The 16,643-nt window shown below is 62.2% G+C and carries 17 protein-coding genes; 14 read left to right on the top strand and 3 right to left on the bottom strand.

The genetic code is table 11. The features are described from left to right. The first annotated feature begins 13 nt into the window (after positions 1–13). The 7 genes from glyQ to AC097N_RS11765 all read left to right on the top strand — a co-directional run bounded on the left by glyQ (position 14) and on the right by AC097N_RS11765 (position 7,202). The gene (glyQ, locus tag AC097N_RS11795; protein WP_479581212.1) at positions 14–919 is read left to right on the top strand and encodes a glycine--tRNA ligase subunit alpha; all 906 of its coding nucleotides are present in this window, start codon (positions 14–16) and stop codon (positions 917–919) included. 22 nt (positions 920–941) lie between these two features. Next, complete coding sequence (gene glyS / locus AC097N_RS11790; RefSeq protein ID WP_479581211.1) at positions 942–3,071, top strand: glycine--tRNA ligase subunit beta; 2,130 nt, start codon at positions 942–944, stop codon at positions 3,069–3,071. Between the two features lie 2 nt (positions 3,072–3,073). Then, positions 3,074–3,652: a hypothetical protein gene (locus AC097N_RS11785; RefSeq protein WP_479581210.1), complete on the top strand. Its 579-nt coding sequence runs from the start codon at positions 3,074–3,076 to the stop codon at positions 3,650–3,652. Between the two features lie 11 nt (positions 3,653–3,663). After that, the gene (gmhB, locus tag AC097N_RS11780; RefSeq protein WP_479581209.1) at positions 3,664–4,224 is read left to right on the top strand and encodes a D-glycero-beta-D-manno-heptose 1,7-bisphosphate 7-phosphatase; all 561 of its coding nucleotides are present in this window, start codon (positions 3,664–3,666) and stop codon (positions 4,222–4,224) included. 71 nt (positions 4,225–4,295) lie between these two features. Continuing rightward, positions 4,296–5,030 carry a lysophospholipid acyltransferase family protein gene (locus AC097N_RS11775; protein ID WP_479581208.1) on the top strand — a complete coding sequence of 245 codons (735 nt, stop codon included), beginning with the start codon at positions 4,296–4,298 and terminating at the stop codon, positions 5,028–5,030. 10 nt (positions 5,031–5,040) lie between these two features. Further along, on the top strand, positions 5,041–5,937 hold the full coding sequence (locus AC097N_RS11770; RefSeq protein ID WP_479581207.1) for a M48 family metallopeptidase: 897 nt from the start codon (positions 5,041–5,043) through the stop codon (positions 5,935–5,937). A 14-nt stretch (positions 5,938–5,951) separates the two neighbouring features. After that, positions 5,952–7,202 carry an MgtC/SapB family protein gene (locus AC097N_RS11765; RefSeq protein WP_479581206.1) on the top strand — a complete coding sequence of 417 codons (1,251 nt, stop codon included), beginning with the start codon at positions 5,952–5,954 and terminating at the stop codon, positions 7,200–7,202. Between the two features lie 148 nt (positions 7,203–7,350). Here AC097N_RS11765 and AC097N_RS11760 read toward each other — a convergent pair whose 3' ends face one another. Beyond that, entirely contained in the window at positions 7,351–7,872 is a 522-nt protein-coding gene (locus AC097N_RS11760) for a hypothetical protein (RefSeq protein WP_479581205.1), read from the bottom strand. Between the two features lie 236 nt (positions 7,873–8,108). On the opposite strand from AC097N_RS11760, the gene AC097N_RS11755 reads away from it, so the two are divergent. After that, complete coding sequence (locus AC097N_RS11755) at positions 8,109–8,765, top strand: YiaD family glycine zipper/OmpA-like lipoprotein (protein WP_479581204.1); 657 nt, start codon at positions 8,109–8,111, stop codon at positions 8,763–8,765. Between the two features lie 11 nt (positions 8,766–8,776). Here AC097N_RS11755 and ppk2 read toward each other — a convergent pair whose 3' ends face one another. After that, positions 8,777–9,577, bottom strand: coding sequence for a polyphosphate kinase 2 (gene ppk2 / locus AC097N_RS11750; protein WP_479581203.1), 801 nt, complete (start codon positions 9,575–9,577; stop codon positions 8,777–8,779). After that, positions 9,564–10,676: an MBL fold metallo-hydrolase gene (locus AC097N_RS11745; protein WP_479581202.1), complete on the bottom strand. Its 1,113-nt coding sequence runs from the start codon at positions 10,674–10,676 to the stop codon at positions 9,564–9,566. Before AC097N_RS11745 ends, ppk2 begins: the two co-directional genes overlap by 14 nt. Before the next feature lie 108 nt (positions 10,677–10,784). On the opposite strand from AC097N_RS11745, the gene AC097N_RS11740 reads away from it, so the two are divergent. Genes AC097N_RS11740 through AC097N_RS11715 form a run of 6 tightly spaced genes read left to right on the top strand, consistent with a single transcriptional unit; the run spans position 10,785 to position 16,635 of the window. Further along, the gene (locus AC097N_RS11740; RefSeq protein ID WP_479581201.1) at positions 10,785–11,225 is read left to right on the top strand and encodes a MerR family transcriptional regulator; all 441 of its coding nucleotides are present in this window, start codon (positions 10,785–10,787) and stop codon (positions 11,223–11,225) included. Further along, entirely contained in the window at positions 11,215–11,649 is a 435-nt protein-coding gene (locus tag AC097N_RS11735) for a PaaI family thioesterase (protein WP_479581200.1), read from the top strand. Before AC097N_RS11740 ends, AC097N_RS11735 begins: the two co-directional genes overlap by 11 nt. Positions 11,650–11,672: 23 nt before the next feature. After that, entirely contained in the window at positions 11,673–12,854 is a 1,182-nt protein-coding gene (locus tag AC097N_RS11730; RefSeq protein WP_479581199.1) for an isovaleryl-CoA dehydrogenase, read from the top strand. Positions 12,855–12,891: 37 nt separating this feature from the next. After that, positions 12,892–13,554 (top strand): carbonate dehydratase, encoded by a 663-nt coding sequence (can, locus tag AC097N_RS11725; RefSeq protein WP_479581198.1) that lies wholly within the window; start codon positions 12,892–12,894, stop codon positions 13,552–13,554. An 11-nt stretch (positions 13,555–13,565) separates the two neighbouring features. Then, positions 13,566–15,407, top strand: a complete 1,842-nt coding sequence (gene aceK, locus AC097N_RS11720) for a bifunctional isocitrate dehydrogenase kinase/phosphatase (protein ID WP_479581197.1) — start codon at positions 13,566–13,568, stop codon at positions 15,405–15,407. A gap of 46 nt (positions 15,408–15,453) precedes the next feature. Then, a complete protein-coding gene (locus tag AC097N_RS11715) occupies positions 15,454–16,635 on the top strand; it encodes an acetyl-CoA C-acyltransferase (protein WP_479581196.1) in 1,182 nt (393 codons plus the stop codon). Positions 16,636–16,643: the final 8 nt, after the last annotated feature.

Genomic DNA, 16,643 nt, shown 5'->3' with positions numbered 1-16,643 from the left:
GCCTCGCCAAGTTATGTTGACCTTCCAGCAAATCATTTTGAAACTGCAGTCCTATTGGGACGCCCAAGGCTGTGCATTGTTGCAACCCTATGACATGGAGGTGGGCGCCGGTACGTCGCACACTGCTACGTTTTTAAGAGCGCTTGGCCCCGAGCCCTGGAAGGCCGCCTACGTGCAGCCCAGCCGCCGCCCGAAAGACGGCCGCTACGGCGAGAACCCCAACCGCCTGCAGCACTACTACCAGTACCAAGTGGTGCTCAAGCCCGCTCCGGCCAACATCCTGGAGTTGTACCTCGGCTCGCTCGAAGCGCTGGGTTTTGACCTCAAGAAAAACGACATCCGCTTTGTCGAAGACGACTGGGAAAACCCCACGCTCGGCGCCTGGGGCCTGGGCTGGGAGGTCTGGCTCAACGGCATGGAAGTCACGCAGTTCACCTACTTCCAGCAGGTTGGCGGCATTGACTGCAAGCCCGTTACCGGTGAGATCACCTACGGCCTGGAGCGCCTGGCCATGTACCTGCAGGGCGTGGACAACGTCTACAACCTCAAATGGACCGAGACCATGAGTTATGGCGACGTCTACCTGCAAAACGAAAAAGAGCAATCCGCCTACAACTTCGAGCACAGCGACGTGGACTTTTTGTTCACCGCGTTCACCGCGCATGAGAAGCAGGCCAAGAACCTGATCGAGCAGCAACTCGCGCTGCCTGCCTATGAGCAGGTATTGAAGGCCGCGCACAGCTTCAATTTGCTGGACGCGCGCGGCGCCATCAGCGTGACCGAACGCGCCGCGTACATGGGGCGCATTCGCAACGTGTCGCGCGCTGTGGCGCAGAGCTATTTCGAGAGCCGCGAGCGCCTGGGCTTTCCCATGGCGCCCCGCGAGTGGGTGGAGCAGATGACGAAGAAGGCCGCCTGAGCGCAGGACGAAAGTAATAAACATGACGACTAAAAACCTGCTGGTGGAACTCTTTGTTGAAGAGCTGCCCCCCAAAGCCCTCAAAAAACTTGGCGATGCCTTTGCCACCCAACTGGCCGACCAGCTGCGCGCGCTGGGCCTGGCCACCGCGGAATCGGTGGTGACGGCGTATGCCTCCCCGCGCCGCCTGGCCGCCCACATCAGCCACGTCTGGCTCAAGGCCGCTGACAAGGCCGTGCAGCAAAAGCTGATGCCCGTGGCCGTGGGCCTGAACGCCGAAGGACAGGCCACGCCTGCCTTGCTCAAAAAGCTGCAGGCGCTCGGCGCCGATGTGTCGGACCCGGTGGCCGTGGTGGCCGCGCTCAAGCGTGCGCCCGACGGCAAGGCCGAAGCCCTGTTTTTCGACAGCCTGATGACCGGCGCTACGCTGGACACCGGCCTGCAAAAAGCGCTGGAAGAAGCCATTGCCAAGCTGCCCATCCCCAAGGTCATGAGTTACCAACTGGAAACCGATTGCGAGTTGCCCGGCTGGACCAGCGTCAACTTTGTGCGCCCTGCGCACGGCCTGGTGGCGCTGCACGGCAGCACTGTGGTGCCGGTCAAGGTGCTCGGTCTGAAAGCGGGCAACACCACCCAGGGCCACCGTTTTGAAGCCAAGGTGTCGCCCGTGTTCCTGGCCGATGCCGACAGCTACGCCGCGACCCTGGCGACCGATGGTGCGGTGATTGCCAGCTTTGCCGAGCGCCGCGCCGAGATCGTGCGCCAGTTGGCCGCGGCCGCCGCCCAAGTGGGCAACGGGGCCCGCGTGATTGAAGACGAGGCCTTGCTCGACGAAGTGACCGGTCTGGTGGAGCGCCCCAATGTGATGGTTTGCTCGTTCGAGGCCGAGTTCCTCAACGTGCCGCAGGAATGCCTGATCCTCACGATGAAGGCGAACCAGAAGTACTTCCCGCTGCTGGATGCGGCTGGCAAGTTGACGAACAAGTTCCTGCTGGTGAGCAACATCAGCCCCGAGGATGCGAGTGCCGTCATTGGTGGCAACGAGCGCGTGGTGCGCCCGCGTCTGGCCGATGCCAAATTCTTCTTCGACCAGGACCGCAAGAAAACGCTCGAATCGCGCGTGGCGGGGCTGGACAAGGTGGTCTATCACAACAAGCTGGGCACACAAGGCGAGCGCGTCGAGCGCGTGCGCGCCATTGCCCGAGCCATTGGCCAGCAGGTAGGCGGCGATGCGCTCGCGAAGGCCGCAGACACCGCCGCCCGCCTGGCCAAGACCGATCTCGTGACCGACATGGTGGGCGAGTTCCCGGAACTGCAAGGCATCATGGGCGGCTACTACGCGCGCCATGACGGCCTGGGTGAGGAAATTGCCTTCGCCATTGAAGACCATTACAAACCCCGCTTTGCTGGTGACGAGCTGCCGCGCAACGCCGCGGGTGTGGTCGTGGCGCTGGCCGACAAGCTGGAAACGCTGGTGGGCATGTTTGGCATCGGCAACCTGCCAACCGGCGACAAAGACCCGTATGCGCTGCGTCGCCATGCGCTGGGTGTGATCCGGATGCTGGTGGAAAAGGAGTTGCCACTGGGTGTCTATCAGTTGGTTCAGATCGGTGAGTCAGTTCTCCCAAGCCAGACTGCCGTGCTCGACACGCTTTCGGAATTCATTTATGACCGACTTGCTGGCTCATTGCGCGAACAGGGCTATAGCTCCCAAGAAGTTGATGCCGTTGTTTCACAGCGTCCGCAACGTCTGAGCGACATTCCCAAGCGCCTCGCCGCCGTGCGCGCCTTCGCCGCCTTGCCCGAAGCTGCGGCCCTGGCCGCCGCCAACAAGCGCATCAGCAACATCCTGAAAAAAGTGCAGGACGTGGACGCCCATGTCAGCGAAATCCTGCTCAAGGAACCTGCCGAAATCGCGCTTTATGCCGCGATGCAAGACGTGGCGCCCAAAGCCAAGGCTCAGTTTGAGGCCGGTGACTACACCGCCTCGCTGCAAACCCTGGCGGCCCTGCGTGCGCCGGTGGATGCCTTCTTTGACGGCGTCATGGTCAACGCCGAGGAGATGGACCTGCGCCTGAACCGCCAGGGCTTGCTCAAAAGCCTGCACGACGCCATGAACCGCGTGGCCGACCTGTCGCGTCTGGCAACCTGAGGATGACCGGCTCGCCCCGCACGGCCTGGCTGGTGCTGGCGCCGCCTGTCCTCATGGTGGGGCTGCGCTCGGTGCTGGAGGTGCTGGCGGCGCGCGAGCCGCAAGGCCTGGCCTTGCCGCTGACCCCCGTGTCCGCGCCGGGCAGCGTGATGGAGCTGGCCTGGCCCGCGCTGGCGGTGCTCGCCGTGTTGGCTGTGCTGTTTTTGAGTATCAGACAACTGGGCTGGCGCCGCGTCCTGCCTGCCGCCAGCGTGGCTTGGGTGCTGCTCTGGCTGGCGGGCAGTGGCGCGTTGATCCAGCGCCACCTGAACCAGCAAACCCTGCACCCGCTTGCCAGCGTGGTGGCCCAAACCCTCGCAGGCCAGGCCAAGCGCCCCAACCTGCACAGTACCGGCGGCACACAGCTTTTTGTGAAAGTGCCCGGCTACGATGTGCCCCACACGGTGTTGATTGACGACCCGCAGGTCGCGCAACTCAAGCCTGGCGAATCCCTCACCCTGCGTCTCGCGCAAGGCCGCTTCAGCGGTCTTTTCGTCACCGGCTGGCAGACATTGGCGGTTGCTCCCGCTGCTTCTCTTTGATAATTGGCCTTATGAAAATCGTGATCCTGGACCGTGACGGCACCATCAACCAAGACAGTGACGACTTCGTCAAAACACCCGAAGAATGGGTGCCGCTGCCGGGCTCGCTGGAGGCCATTGCCCGGCTCAACCATGCGGGCTGGCACGTGGTGATTGCCTCCAACCAGTCGGGCCTGGGGCGCGGTTTGTTTGACGTCTCCACCCTCAACGCCATGCACGCCAAGATGCACAAGCTGCTGGCCACGGTGGGCGGCAAGGTGGACGCCGTGTTTTATTGCCCGCACGGGCCCGAAGACGCCTGCCGCTGTCGCAAGCCGGAGCCGGGCTTGTTCGAGCAGATTGGCGAGCGCTACGGCATTGACCTCAAGGACGTGCCTGCCGTGGGCGACTCGGCGCGGGACATCCTGGCTGGCATGGCGGCGGGTTGTGAGCCCCATCTGGTGCTGACCGGCAAGGGGGCGGCCTACCGGGGACGCAGCCTGCCGGAGACGTTTCCGAGCCAGACGCATGTGCATGCCGACCTGGCCGCCTTCGCTGACTTTCTGATTGCCCGCGACACCGTGGCGGCCTGATTCTCTATTGCTATAAAAATAATAGCTGCTTGCGCACTACCAACGGGGGCTACAGGCCTTATTTACCTTAAATGTCTTTGATTCGATCGATTTTTCACATGGCGTGGATCCTCATCACGGTGATTCCGTGGGGGCTCGCGCTGGTCGTTGCTTCCTTGTGGGTGCGTCGCACGCCGCTGTGGTGGTTTGCCGTCAACTGGTTCCGGCTGGTAATTTGGGGCACGCGCGTCATTCTGGGCATCCAGGTGCGCGTCACCGGGCTGGCGCATTTGCCCCAAGGCGCCACGGCCCCGGCCATTTTGCTGTCCAAGCACCAGTCCACGCTGGAGACCTTGCTGCTGCCCACGCTCATGCCGCACCCGCTGGCGTTTGTGTTCAAGCGCGAGTTGTTGAAGATTCCGTTCTTTGGCTGGTCCATGGCGCGGTTGGACATGATCCACATCGACCGGGAATCCCGCGCCGCCGCCATGAAGCATGTGATCGCCCAGGGCAAGCGCCTGCTTGCGCAAGGCACCTGGGTCATCATGTTCCCCGAGGGCACTCGCATGGCCCGTGGCGAAAAAGGCACGTACCAGACCGCCGGCACGCGCCTGGCGGTCGAGTCCGGTGCGCCGGTGATCCCGATCGCCGTGTCGTCCGGCACATGCTGGCCGCGCGAGGGCTTCACCAAGTACCCCGGGGTGGTGCAGGTGTCCATTGGCCAGCCGATTCCCAGCGTGGGCCGCGAAGCCAAGGAACTGATGCGCGAGGTGGAGGCTTGGATTGAGGCCGAGATGCGCCGCATGGACCCCGAGGCCTACCGGTAAGGCGGCAGCCATGCACCCCCTGCTCCGGTTCACGCTTGATCTTTTTGAGCCAAATCAGCCGCTAGCGCCCGTCCAGCGTGCACAACCAGCTATTGAAATAGTAGCGCGAGAGCCCCATTCGCCGCCTGATAGGCTGGACAAGGTCATCGCTCCCGCCGCCTTTGCGCACCCCCGCGCCAACCGGCAAGCGCGTTTGTGCGACGCCGTGGTGGCCTATGAATTCAAGCGCGGCAAACGCCGCACCATTGGTTTTTCAGTCGGCCCGGATGGCCTGGTGGTCAGCGCCCCCAAGTGGGTGCCGCTGCATGAGGTGGATGCCGCTTTGCAGGAAAAGTCGAAGTGGATCGTGCGCAAACTCGGTGAAACGCGGGAGCGCCACCAGCGCCTGGTGAGTAACCGCATTGAGTGGCGTAACGGCACCCAGATTCTCTTTTTGGGCCAGCCCGTGACCGTGGTGCTGGACCCGCGCCATGGTTTTGGCGCAGTGGGCGCTGAACTGCAAACCCATCTGCCTGAACTCACCTTGCTCGTGGCACTGCCCCATGCGGCCGCGCCCGAGCAGATTCGCGATGCCGTGCAGGCCTGGCTGATGCGCCAGGCCAAGCGGCTTTTCATCGAGCGGCTCGACCACTTTGCCCCGCAGTTGCAGGTCAAGTGGCACAAACTCTCGCTCAGCAATGCCGCCACGCGCTGGGGCAGTGCCCGCATTGATGGCTCCATCCGCCTGAACTGGCGGCTGATCCACTACCGCCAAGCCATCATCGACTACGTGGTGGCGCATGAACTGAGCCACCTGCGTGTGATGGACCACAGTCCCCGGTTCTGGGACACGGTACGCTCGGTCATGCCCGACTACGCTGAATTGCGCGGCCAGCTCAAAGACGACACCGTCCCCCGCTGGACCTGAGGTTTGATGACCCCATGAACCTGAACTACACCACCCTGACCAGCCTGGCACTGGCCTTGGGGCTGGGCCTGCTCATTGGGGTGGACCGTGAGCGACGCAAGGGCCGCGGCCCGACCCGGCGGTTTGCCGGTATTCGCACCTTCTCCCTGGTGGCACTGTCTGGCGCCGTGGCGCAAATCCTGAACCTGCCCTGGCTCACGCCCGTGGCGGCCGTGCTGGTCGCCGCGCTGGCGGTGACCTCCCACATCAAAGACCACTCCAGCGACCCCGGCGTCACCACCGAGATGGCCTTGTTCGTCACCTTCCTGCTGGGCGTGCTGGCCGTGCAGCAGCCCGCGATGGCGGCAGCCGGGGGGGTGACGGTGGCCGGTCTGCTGGCCGCACGCGAACCCCTGCAGCGCTTCTCCACCCGCACCCTGTCGGAGCAGGAACTGCGCGACGCGCTGGTGCTGGCGGCCTCGGCCCTGATCCTGCTGCCGCTGGCCCCCAACCAGCCGATCGCCTGGCTGGGTGGCGTGAACCCGCGCACGGTCTGGTTGCTGGTGGTGTTGATCATGAGTGTGCAGGCGGTCGGGCACATTGCCCTGCGCCTGTTCGGGGCGCGGTTGGGCTTGCCGTTCTCGGGCCTGGTGGCGGGCTTTGTGTCCAGCACCGCCACGGTGGCCGCCATGGGCGTGCGCGCGGCCAAGTTCCCCGAACTGCGCACGGCCTGCGTGGCCGGGTCGTGGTTTTCCACCGTGTCCACGGCCTTGCAGGTGGGGCTGATTGCGCTGGTGCTGCACCCGGCGGCCCTGCGCATCCTGGGCCCCTCCCTGGGTTGCGCCCTCGTGACCGCACTGGGGCTGGGGCTGCTGGCCTTGTGGCGCAGCGATGCTCCCCCAGAAGAAGGCCCGGTCAAAGGCCGCGCCTTCAGCCTGGTCCAGTCCATCGGGCTGGCCCTGCTGCTGTCGGGCATCACCGCCGTGGTGGCGTGGGTGCAGGCCTCGTACGGCTCGTTGGCCACCCAGGCGGCCACGGCTCTGGCTGGCTTTGCCGACCTGCACTCGCCCGCGGCCGCCGTCATCACGCTGTTTGGCCAGGGCGCCACCGATGCGCCCAGCATGCTCACCGCCGTGCTGCTGGCGTTTTCGACCAACACGGTGAGCAAGGTGGTGGCCGCCTATGTCGCCGGAGGTGCACGCTTTGGAACCCCGGTGTCGCTGGGGCTGGTGGCGGTGGCGGCTGCCGCTTGGGGGCCGTGGGTTTGGGGGCGGGTGTTGGGGTGATGGGGGCGCTGTGCAGGTGCAGGTCAAAAAATCGTCCGGCGCAATTTCAGAAATCTCAAAACTCTGAATGTCATCGTCAGCATAAGACCCGAAGGAGCCCTTCAACTTTCATGAAATCCGACGAAAAAGGTTTCACCTCAATGGACGTTTAACCGTTATGCGCATAAAACACTCGCCTGGTTTCAGGAGCTAGGATCAAAATCCCGTAGCGACCATAAGCAAAGAAACTTCCAGGGTTTGAAACTACTTTGTCAATTTCTTTCTCGATCTCTTCATCAATTGAAAATCCAAAATAGTTTCTTAAGTAATTCGCGATTTTTGGATCCAATGAAAATGACGTGTTTCTATCCTCATCATCTCTGCTCGTCCATTTGGGATCTGCCTTAATTGGCGTACTCTGCCAATTCTCAAAATAGCCATGCATGCTCCTGTTAACGTTCACTTTTTTCGGCATTTGTTTCAAGAAACTTATGCCGTGTAACTGAATTTTTTTCCCAACATCGTCAGGTAATTCGTACATCACAAATTCAGCCTCCGCACCGCCAGGGCCAAAACCATATGAGTCTTCGTGTGCGTAAAGAATTCGTTCAACCTTCAGTCCGCTGGAAACATAGCTAAGTCTGTCAGACCTTTGCACTAGTTTTAATGGGATTAGAACAAGTAAAAACATGACTGCGAAAAACGTTATCCATCTAAACATAATTCGGCCTTAAAGGTTGTTGAAATGGACAGATTGTTGCTAATAAATTAGAGAGTATTTTGAATGACTCCTTATGCCGCCTCTGCTTGAAGCAGGCACCACCGTCCATAAATCACACTTTGTTGCATCTCTTTGCTAACCCGCAAAACACAAAACCGCACCGGGTGCTATAAGTTCAGCCTATGTACAACTCACCGGAACAAACCATGAACACACTCGCATCCCGCAGCCGCACCACCGTCCTGGCCTTGAGCGCTGTCGCCGTCTTGATCGGCGGTTGCGCCAACATGACCGATGCACAGCGCAGCGCTGCCATTGGGGGTGGTTTGGGTGCTTTGGCCGGTGCGGCCATTGGCGACAGCCGCGGCGGCGCGGTGTTGGGGGCAGGTGTGGGCGCCTTGGGGGGCTACATCTGGTCCAATCAAATGGCCCAGAAAAAAGCGGCGATGGAGCAGGCCACGGCCGGTACCGGCGTGGCGGTGACGCAGACGGCGGACAACCAGCTCAAGCTGAGCATCCCCAACGACATTTCGTTCGATACCGGCCGCTCTGACATCAAGGCCAACCTGCAGCCCATCCTGAACCAGTTTGCGCAGGGCCTGAACAACCAGCCCAACACCGAAATCCGCATCGTCGGCCACACCGACAACACCGGCTCGGACGCCATCAACAACCCGCTGTCCGTCAACCGGGCCGCCAGTGCGCGCGATTACCTGGTGAAACGTGGTGTGGACGGGCGCCGCATCATGATTGACGGCCGGGGCTCACGCGAACCGATCGGTGACAACAACACCGACGCGGGCCGCAACAAGAATCGTCGTATCGAGATTTACCTGGCCGAGCGCGCCGTCGCCCAGCAGTAACCAGCCCGCGTTCAGCCCTTGGTGGTCAGGGGCTTGAGTGGGGTGCCGAAGCGCTCGCTGAGCGGTTCATGTCCCAGCGGCGGGAATTTGATCAAGGTCTCGGCCACCTGGTGGTCGGGAATTTGATCCAGCAGGTGGCGAATCAGGGTGAGTCGCCCGCGCCGCTGGTCGTTGAAGTCGACCAGCGCCCAGGGGGCTTGGGCGGTGTGGGTGGCTTTGAGCATGGCATCGCGGGCCAGCCCGTATTCAGCGTATTTCTCGCGCGCCTGCAGGTCAATCGGGCTGAGTTTCCAGCGTTTGAGCGGGTCGCTCAGGCGCTCCGCAAAGCGTTCCTCCTGCTTGTCCTGGTCGACGGTTAGCCAGTACTTGAACAGCAATATGCCGTCATCCACCAGCATCTGCTCAAACACCGGGGCCTGTTTCAAAAACGTCTTGACCTCGGCCTCCGAGCAAAAGCCCATCACCCGCTCTACGCCAGCGCGGTTGTACCAGCTGCGGTCAAACAGCACCATTTCGCCCGCGGCCGGCAGGTGCGGTACGTAGCGCTGAAAATACCATTGGGTCTGCTCCCGGTCGCTGGGTTTTGACAGCGCCACGGTGCGGCATTGGCGCGGGTTCAGCGTCTCGGCCATCGCCGTGATCAGGCCGCCCTTGCCCGCGGTATCGCGTCCCTCGATCACCACCATCAGCCGCTTGCCGGTGTGCTGCAGCCAGCGGGCCACATCGTTGAGCGCCAGTTGCAGCTCTGCGAGTTGTGCGTAGTACTCGTCCTTGCCGAGCTTGTCGGTTTTGCCGTTTTTAGTCTTTGCCATTGGCGCATGGTAGCGGAATCGCCACGCGCTGGAAACGGTACACCCCATCCGCGCCCAGGCGGCGCTGCAGCTGGCCCTCATACCAGAGCAGGTGCAGGTGGGCAATCGATTCCCCCATGGCAAAGGTGGTCTGGTGCAGGTCCAGCACCCGCTTGAAGAGCACCGGCAGCATGTCGGCGGCGCTGCCAGGCTGCGCGGTGCAAGCGGCCAATACCTCGGCCAGCCGGTCGCGGTGGTGGTCATGCAACTGCTGGATGCGCTCAAAGAGGCCCGTGAAGGGTTTGCCGTGGGCGGGCAGGGTGAGGGTGTCCGCGGGCAGCGCCCTGAATTTGTCGATCGAATCCAGAAACTCGCGCAGCGCATTGGCTTCGGGCTCCTGGTCGTACACACTCACATTGGTGGAGATGCGCGGCAGCATCATGTCGCCGCCTATCAGCACCTTGAGTTCTTCGCAATACAGCGCAATGTGTTCCGGCGCGTGGCCGTAGCCGCTGATGCAGCGCCAGTGCCGTCCGCCGATGGTGAGCTGGTCGCCGTCTTTCATGCGCCGGTACTGGTGCGGCACGGCGGGCACCAGGGTGGCGTAGTAGTTGGCGCGCGCCTTGATCTTGGCCACGGAATCCGGGTCGTTCAGGCCATGCAAAGCAAAAAACAGGGCGGCCGGTTCACCACCAAAACCGGAGGAGTCTTCGGTGCCGATGCGGGCCATGGCGTAGTCGGTGGCGCTGATCCACAGGCGCACGTTCCAGCGCTCGCACAGCCAATGGGCCAGGCCGATGTGGTCGGGGTGCATGTGGGTCACGATCACGCGCAGGATCGGCAGGCCTTCCAGCTCGGTGGCAAAAATCTGTTCCCACTGGGCTTTGGCCTCGTCCACGCTGATGCAGCAGTCCACCACGCTCCAGCCCGCCTGGCCGTCAATCTCATCACGCAGCAGCCACAGGTTGATGTGGTTGAGCGCAAACGGCAGGCTCATGCGCAGCCATTTCACGCCGGGCGCCACCGTCACGGTCTGGCCGGGCGCGGGCAAGGTGTCCCCCAGGGGGTAATGCAGGCGCTTTTCGAGCTCGTGGGCGGGGAGTGTGGCGGGTAAATTCAAGGCGGCTCCTGATTTGCGACATAATTGACGTTTACGTAAACGTCAACCATGGCGGCCATTGTAGATGCGGACATCTACGGTTGCAGTCACCTTGGGGCATCCTGAATTATGGCAATCACCTACAGCATCAGCGATCTGGCGAAAGAGTTTGACCTCACCACGCGGGCCATCCGCTTCTATGAAGACCTGGGGCTGCTGGAGCCGGAGCGTTCGGGCCCCGGCGGGCGCAACCGTGTCTACAGCGGGCGCGACCGCACCCGCTTGAAGCTCACCCTGCGCGCCAAGCGCCTGGGCCTGAGCCTGACCGAGGCCAAGGACATCATCGACATGTACGACAGCCCGCGCGACACCGGGCCGCAATTGCAGAAGTTCCTGCTGGTGCTGGCCGAGCATCAAAAACAGCTTGAAGCCCAGATGATGGACCTGCAGGCCAACCTGGATGAACTCAAGGTACACCAGCGCGAAGCCAAAGTCCTGCTGGCCAAGAGCCTGAGCCCGCCGGACGCCAAAAGCACCGCCACCAAACCGAAGAAGACCCATGCAGCCTGAAGAAACCCTCTTGGAGCGCGTCCAAAACAGCTTTGACCGCCAGGGTCTGATGCAGCACCTGGGCGCCCGCCTGGTGCGGGTGGAGCCCGGCCTGTGTGTGGTGGCGCTGCCGTACTCCAGCAAGGTGACGCAGCAGCAGGATGGCTTTCATGGTGGCGCCACCGGTGCGCTGGCCGACATTGCCGCAGGTTATGCCGGTTTGACCCTGGCACCAGCGGGCATGGAGGTGGTCACCCTGGAATACAAAATCAACTTCATGGCGGCTTTTCAAGGCGGCGAACTGCACGCCACTGGCCGCGTGGTGAAGGCCGGGCGTCGCGTGATCGTGACCACCGCCGAGGTCGTCCACATCGACGCCGATGGCAAGCAAAGTGCCTGTGCCGTGATGCAGCAAACGCTGATGCCCGTGCCCAAAACGTATTGAACCCAACAATTAAAGGAGACACCATGAACAACATGCCCGGACTGAACTTCCAACTCGGTGAAGACATTGATGCGCTGCGCGATGCCGTGCGCGAATTTGCCCAGGCCGAGATTGCGCCGCGTGCGGCCGAGATCGACAAAACCGACCAGTTTCCCATGGACCTGTGGCGCAAGATGGGCGACCTCGGTGTGCTCGGCATCACCGTGGGTGAAGAGTTTGGCGGCGCCAACATGGGCTACCTCGCGCACATGATTGCGATGGAGGAAATCTCCCGCGCCTCTGCCTCGGTAGGGCTTAGCTATGGCGCGCACAGCAACCTTTGTGTGAACCAGATCAAGCGCAACGGCACCCCCGAACAGCGCAGCAAATACCTGCCCAAACTCATCACCGGCGAGCATGTCGGCGCGCTGGCCATGAGCGAGCCGGGCGCGGGCAGTGATGTGATCAGCATGAAGCTCAAGGCCGAAGACAAGGGCGGCTACTACGTGCTCAATGGCAGCAAGATGTGGATCACCAACGGCCCTGACGCCGACACCCTGGTGGTGTACGCCAAGACCGAACCCGAGCTGGGTGCCCGCGGAGTCACCGCATTCCTGATTGAAAAAGGCATGCCCGGCTTCTCGGTCGCGCAAAAGCTCGACAAGCTCGGCATGCGCGGCAGCCACACCGGCGAGCTGGTGTTCAACAACGTGGAAGTGCCGGCGCAGAACATCCTGGGCGGCCTCAACAGCGGCGCCAAGGTGCTGATGAGCGGGCTGGACTACGAACGCGCGGTGTTGACCGGCGGCCCGCTGGGCATCATGCAGTCGGTAATGGACAACGTGCTGCCTTACATCCATGACCGCAAGCAGTTTGGCCAGAGCATTGGCGAATTCCAGCTGATTCAGGGCAAGGTGGCCGACATGTACACCGTGCTGCAGGCCGGGCGCTCGTTTGCCTACACCGTGGCCAAGAACCTGGACCTGCTGGGTGTGGAGCACGTGCGCCAGGTGCGCAAGGACTGTGCTTCGGTCATTTTGTGGTGCGCCGAAAAAGCCACCTGGATGGCGGGCGAGGGCGTGCAGATTTATGGCGGCAACGGCTACATCAACGAGTACCCGCTGGGCCGTTTGTGGCGCGATGCCAAGCTGTATGAAATCGGCGCGGGCACCAGCGAAATCCGCCGCATGCTGATTGGCCGGGAACTGTTCGCAGAAACCTGCTGAAGGCTCCGGGTTTGACCGCGCAGGCGAAAATACGCCCATGACTTCATCACTACACAACCTGCTAGACAACAACCGCCAGTGGGCGGCCCGCATGGAGCAGCAGCGGCCCGGGTTTTTTACCCAGCTGTCGCATCAGCAAACCCCCAAGTACCTGTGGATTGGCTGCGCCGACAGCCGCGTGCCAGCCAACGAGATCACCGGGCTGGACCCGGGCGAGGTGTTCGTGCACCGCAATATTGCCAACGTGGTGGTGCACTCGGACCTTAACGCCCTGTCGGTCATCCAGTACGCCGTGGACCACCTCAAGGTGGAGCACATCATGGTGGTGGGCCACTACGGCTGCGGCGGCGTGCTGGCCGCGTTGCGCGGTACCCGCGTGGGCCTGGCCGACAACTGGCTGCGCCATGTGCATGACGTGAAGCTGCGCCACCGTGGCCGTATTGACCACTTGAGCGTGCCCGAGCAGGAAGACGTGCTGTGCGAGATGAACGTGATCGAGCAGGTCGGCAATGTGGCGCTGTCCAACGTGATGCAGGACGCCTGGGGCCGGGGCCAGAAGGTGGCCGTGCATGGCTGGTGCTACGGCCTCAAGGACGGCCTGGTCAAGGACCTGGGCGTGACCATGCAGGGCTCGCACGAGGTCATCACTGTGTTTGGCGAAGCCCTCAAGCGTTACCCGCGCGGCGGCATTCTGCTTTAAAGCGCCTGGGCATGTTTCCGCAACGTCTTGACTCCACGGTGGCCTACGACATCGCCAAGGCGATGATGGATGGCTTCAACCGCCATTACCAGTTGTTTCGCACCGAGTCGGGCCGCGCCAAGCACCGGTTTGAAACGTCCGACTGGCATGGCCAGCAACGGGCCCAGCGGGAGCGCATCGAGTTCTACGACCTGCGCGTGCGCGAGGCCTCCACCCGGCTGGAGCGAGAGTTCAAGGCGGGTGAGCAGCCCATGGACATCTGGCAACAGGTCAAGCTGCATTACATCGGCCTGCTGGTCAACCACCACCAGCCGGAGCTGGCCGAGACCTTCTTCAATTCAGTCACCACCAAAATCCTGCACCGCACGCACTTTCACAACGACTTTATTTTTGTGCGACCGGCGGTCAGCACCGAGTACATCGAAAACGGCGAGTCCGAGAAGCGCCCCACCTACCGGGCCTACTACCCGTCCAACAGCAGCATGCAAACGGCGCTGGAGGAGATGGTGGCCGACTTTGACTTGCGCCGCGAGTTTGAAGACCTGTCCCGTGATGTGGGCCATGTGGTGCGCGCCATGACCGCCACGCTGGGGGAGGCCAAGCTGCGCGCCAATTTTCAGGTGCAAGTGCTGACCAGCCTGTTCTTTCGCAACAAGGGTGCCTACATCGTGGGCAAGCTGATCAACGGCTTCAACGAATTTCCGTTTGCGCTACCGGTGCTGCATGCGCCGGTGGGCGACACGCTGGTGATTGATGCCGTGCTGTCTGGCGAAGACGACCTGCTGATGCTGTTCAGCTTTGCGCGCGCCTACTTCATGGTGGACATGGAAATCCCCAGCGCCTACGTGCAGTTTCTGCGCAGCATGATGCCGCGCAAACCACGCAATGAAATCTACAACGCGCTGGGCCTGGCCAAGCAGGGCAAGACGCTGTTTTACCGCGATTTTCTGCACCACCTGCGCCACTCCAGCGACAAGTTTCGCATCGCGCCCGGCATCAAGGGCATGGTCATGCTGGTGTTTGACCTGCCCTCGTTTCCCTATGTGTTCAAGGTCATCAAGGACTACTACCCGCCGCAAAAAGACACCACCCGCGAGCAGATCAAGGGCAAGTACCTGCTGGTCAAACAGCACGACCGTGTCGGCCGCATGGCCGACACGCTGGAGTACAGCGAAGTGGCGTTTCCGCGCGAGCGGTTTGACGACGAGCTGATCCGGGAAATCGAGAAGTTCGCCCCCAGCCAGCTGGAGATCAGCGACCGTGATGGCGATGGCCATCTGGAGGTCATCATCAAGCACGTGTACATCGAGCGGCGCATGATTCCGCTCAACATCTACCTGCAGGAAGCGTTTGACGCGGGCGGTGCCAATGCCGCCGCTGAGGGCCCGGCCGCCGTGCGGGCACGCGAGCAGATCGAGCGTGGCGTGGTCGAGTACGGCAACGCCATCAAGGACCTGGTGGCAGCCAACATCTTTCCCGGCGACATGCTCTGGAAAAACTTTGGCATCACGCGCCACGGCAAGGTGGTGTTCTATGACTACGACGAGATTGAATACATCACCGACTGCAAATTCCGCAAGGTGCCCGCGCCCCGAAACGAAGAAGACGAGATGTCGGGCGAGGTCTGGTACAGCGTGGGCCCGCGCGATGTGTTCCCCGAAACCTTTGGCCCGTTTTTGCTGGGCAACCCGGCCGTGCGCCAGGTGTTCATGAAGCACCACGCCGACCTGCTGGAGGCGAGCTTCTGGCAGGGGCACAAAGACCGCATCCAGGCGGGCGACGTGATTGACGTGTTTCCGTATGACCGCGAAAGACGGTTTTCGTTTGTGCGGGATCAAGCCGCGTTGACTTGACCCGATTTAAAACTATTCAGCTTTTTTATTCTTCAAGGAGTTTGGTATGTCTGACCCGATCGTGATCGTGGGTGCCGCGCGCACCCCCATGGGAAGTTTTCAGGGCGATTTTTCAAGCCTTGCGGCGCATGACCTCGGTGGCGTCGCCATCCAGGCCGCGGTGGAACGCGCCGGTATTGCGCCTGATTCGGTGAATGAAGTGCTGTTCGGCAACTGCCTGATGGCCGGTCAGGGCCAGGCGCCCGCGCGCCAAGCCGGGTTCAAGGGCGGCTTGCTCATCAGCGCGGGCGCGGTGACGCTGTCCAAGATGTGCGGCTCCGGCATGCGCGCGGCCATGTTCGGGCATGACATGCTCGTCGCGGGCAGTGCCGACGTGGTGGTGGCTGGGGGCATGGAGAGCATGACCAACGCGCCCTACCTGCTGCAAAAAGCCCGTGGCGGCTACCGCATTGGCCACGACCGCATGTTCGACCACATGATGCTCGACGGCCTGGAAGACGCCTACGAGGCGGGCCGTTCCATGGGCACCTTTGGCGAAGACTGCGCCGCCAAGTACGGCTTCACCCGTGAAGCCCAAGACAACTTCGCCATCACCAGCGTGAAGCGGGCACAAGCCGCGACGACATCAGGTGCGTTTGCGGCTGAAATCACACCCGTGACGGTCAAGGGCCGTGCCGGTGACACGGTGATTGCCACCGATGAGGCGCCCGGCAAGGTCAAGCTGGAAAAAATCCCGACCCTCAAGCCCGCGTTCAAAAAAGACGGGACGATCACCGCCGCCAGCAGCTCCAGCATCAGCGACGGCGCGGCCGCGCTGGTGATGATGCGCGCGTCCACCGCTGCCAGGTTGGGGCTCAAGCCGCTGGCCAAAATCGTGAGCCACGCCGTGCACGCGCAAGAACCCAACTGGTTCGCCACCGCGCCAGTGGGCGCCGTGAACAAGGCACTGGCCAAAGCCGGTTGGGCCGTGAAAGATGTGGACCTGTGGGAAGTCAACGAAGCCTTTGCCGTGGTGCCGATGGCGCTGATGCATGACCTGAACCTGAGCCATGACATCGTGAACGTGAACGGCGGCGCCTGCGCGCTGGGCCACCCGATTGGCGCGTCCGGCGCCCGCATCATGGTCACCCTGATGTACGCGCTGCAGGCCCGTGGCCTCAAAAAAGGCGTCGCCACCCTGTGCATTGGCGGGGGCGAAGGCACGGCTGTGGCGCTGGAAATGCTATAAATTAGATA

This window comes from Rhodoferax sp. LS1R11, assembly GCF_056521395.1.
Note: the sequence above shows the minus strand (reverse complement) of the source record. Positions and strands in the feature narration are given on the sequence as shown.

What these genes read in the sequence shown, in the direction of transcription:
- glyQ (WP_479581212.1), top strand. Translation starts at nt 14, where the DNA reads ATGTTGACCTTCCAGCAAATCATTTTGAAACTGCAGTCCTATTGGGAC.
- aceK (WP_479581197.1), top strand. Translation starts at nt 13,566, where the DNA reads ATGTTTCCGCAACGTCTTGACTCCACGGTGGCCTACGACATCGCCAAG.
- AC097N_RS11785 (WP_479581210.1), top strand. Translation starts at nt 3,074, where the DNA reads ATGACCGGCTCGCCCCGCACGGCCTGGCTGGTGCTGGCGCCGCCTGTC.
- AC097N_RS11735 (WP_479581200.1), top strand. Translation starts at nt 11,215, where the DNA reads ATGCAGCCTGAAGAAACCCTCTTGGAGCGCGTCCAAAACAGCTTTGAC.
- ppk2 (WP_479581203.1), bottom strand. Translation starts at nt 9,577, where the DNA reads ATGGCAAAGACTAAAAACGGCAAAACCGACAAGCTCGGCAAGGACGAG.
- AC097N_RS11740 (WP_479581201.1), top strand. Translation starts at nt 10,785, where the DNA reads ATGGCAATCACCTACAGCATCAGCGATCTGGCGAAAGAGTTTGACCTC.
- AC097N_RS11755 (WP_479581204.1), top strand. Translation starts at nt 8,109, where the DNA reads ATGAACACACTCGCATCCCGCAGCCGCACCACCGTCCTGGCCTTGAGC.
- can (WP_479581198.1), top strand. Translation starts at nt 12,892, where the DNA reads ATGACTTCATCACTACACAACCTGCTAGACAACAACCGCCAGTGGGCG.
- AC097N_RS11765 (WP_479581206.1), top strand. Translation starts at nt 5,952, where the DNA reads ATGAACCTGAACTACACCACCCTGACCAGCCTGGCACTGGCCTTGGGG.
- AC097N_RS11770 (WP_479581207.1), top strand. Translation starts at nt 5,041, where the DNA reads ATGCACCCCCTGCTCCGGTTCACGCTTGATCTTTTTGAGCCAAATCAG.
- AC097N_RS11775 (WP_479581208.1), top strand. Translation starts at nt 4,296, where the DNA reads ATGTCTTTGATTCGATCGATTTTTCACATGGCGTGGATCCTCATCACG.
- AC097N_RS11730 (WP_479581199.1), top strand. Translation starts at nt 11,673, where the DNA reads ATGAACAACATGCCCGGACTGAACTTCCAACTCGGTGAAGACATTGAT.
- AC097N_RS11715 (WP_479581196.1), top strand. Translation starts at nt 15,454, where the DNA reads ATGTCTGACCCGATCGTGATCGTGGGTGCCGCGCGCACCCCCATGGGA.
- AC097N_RS11760 (WP_479581205.1), bottom strand. Translation starts at nt 7,872, where the DNA reads ATGTTTTTACTTGTTCTAATCCCATTAAAACTAGTGCAAAGGTCTGAC.
- glyS (WP_479581211.1), top strand. Translation starts at nt 942, where the DNA reads ATGACGACTAAAAACCTGCTGGTGGAACTCTTTGTTGAAGAGCTGCCC.
- gmhB (WP_479581209.1), top strand. Translation starts at nt 3,664, where the DNA reads ATGAAAATCGTGATCCTGGACCGTGACGGCACCATCAACCAAGACAGT.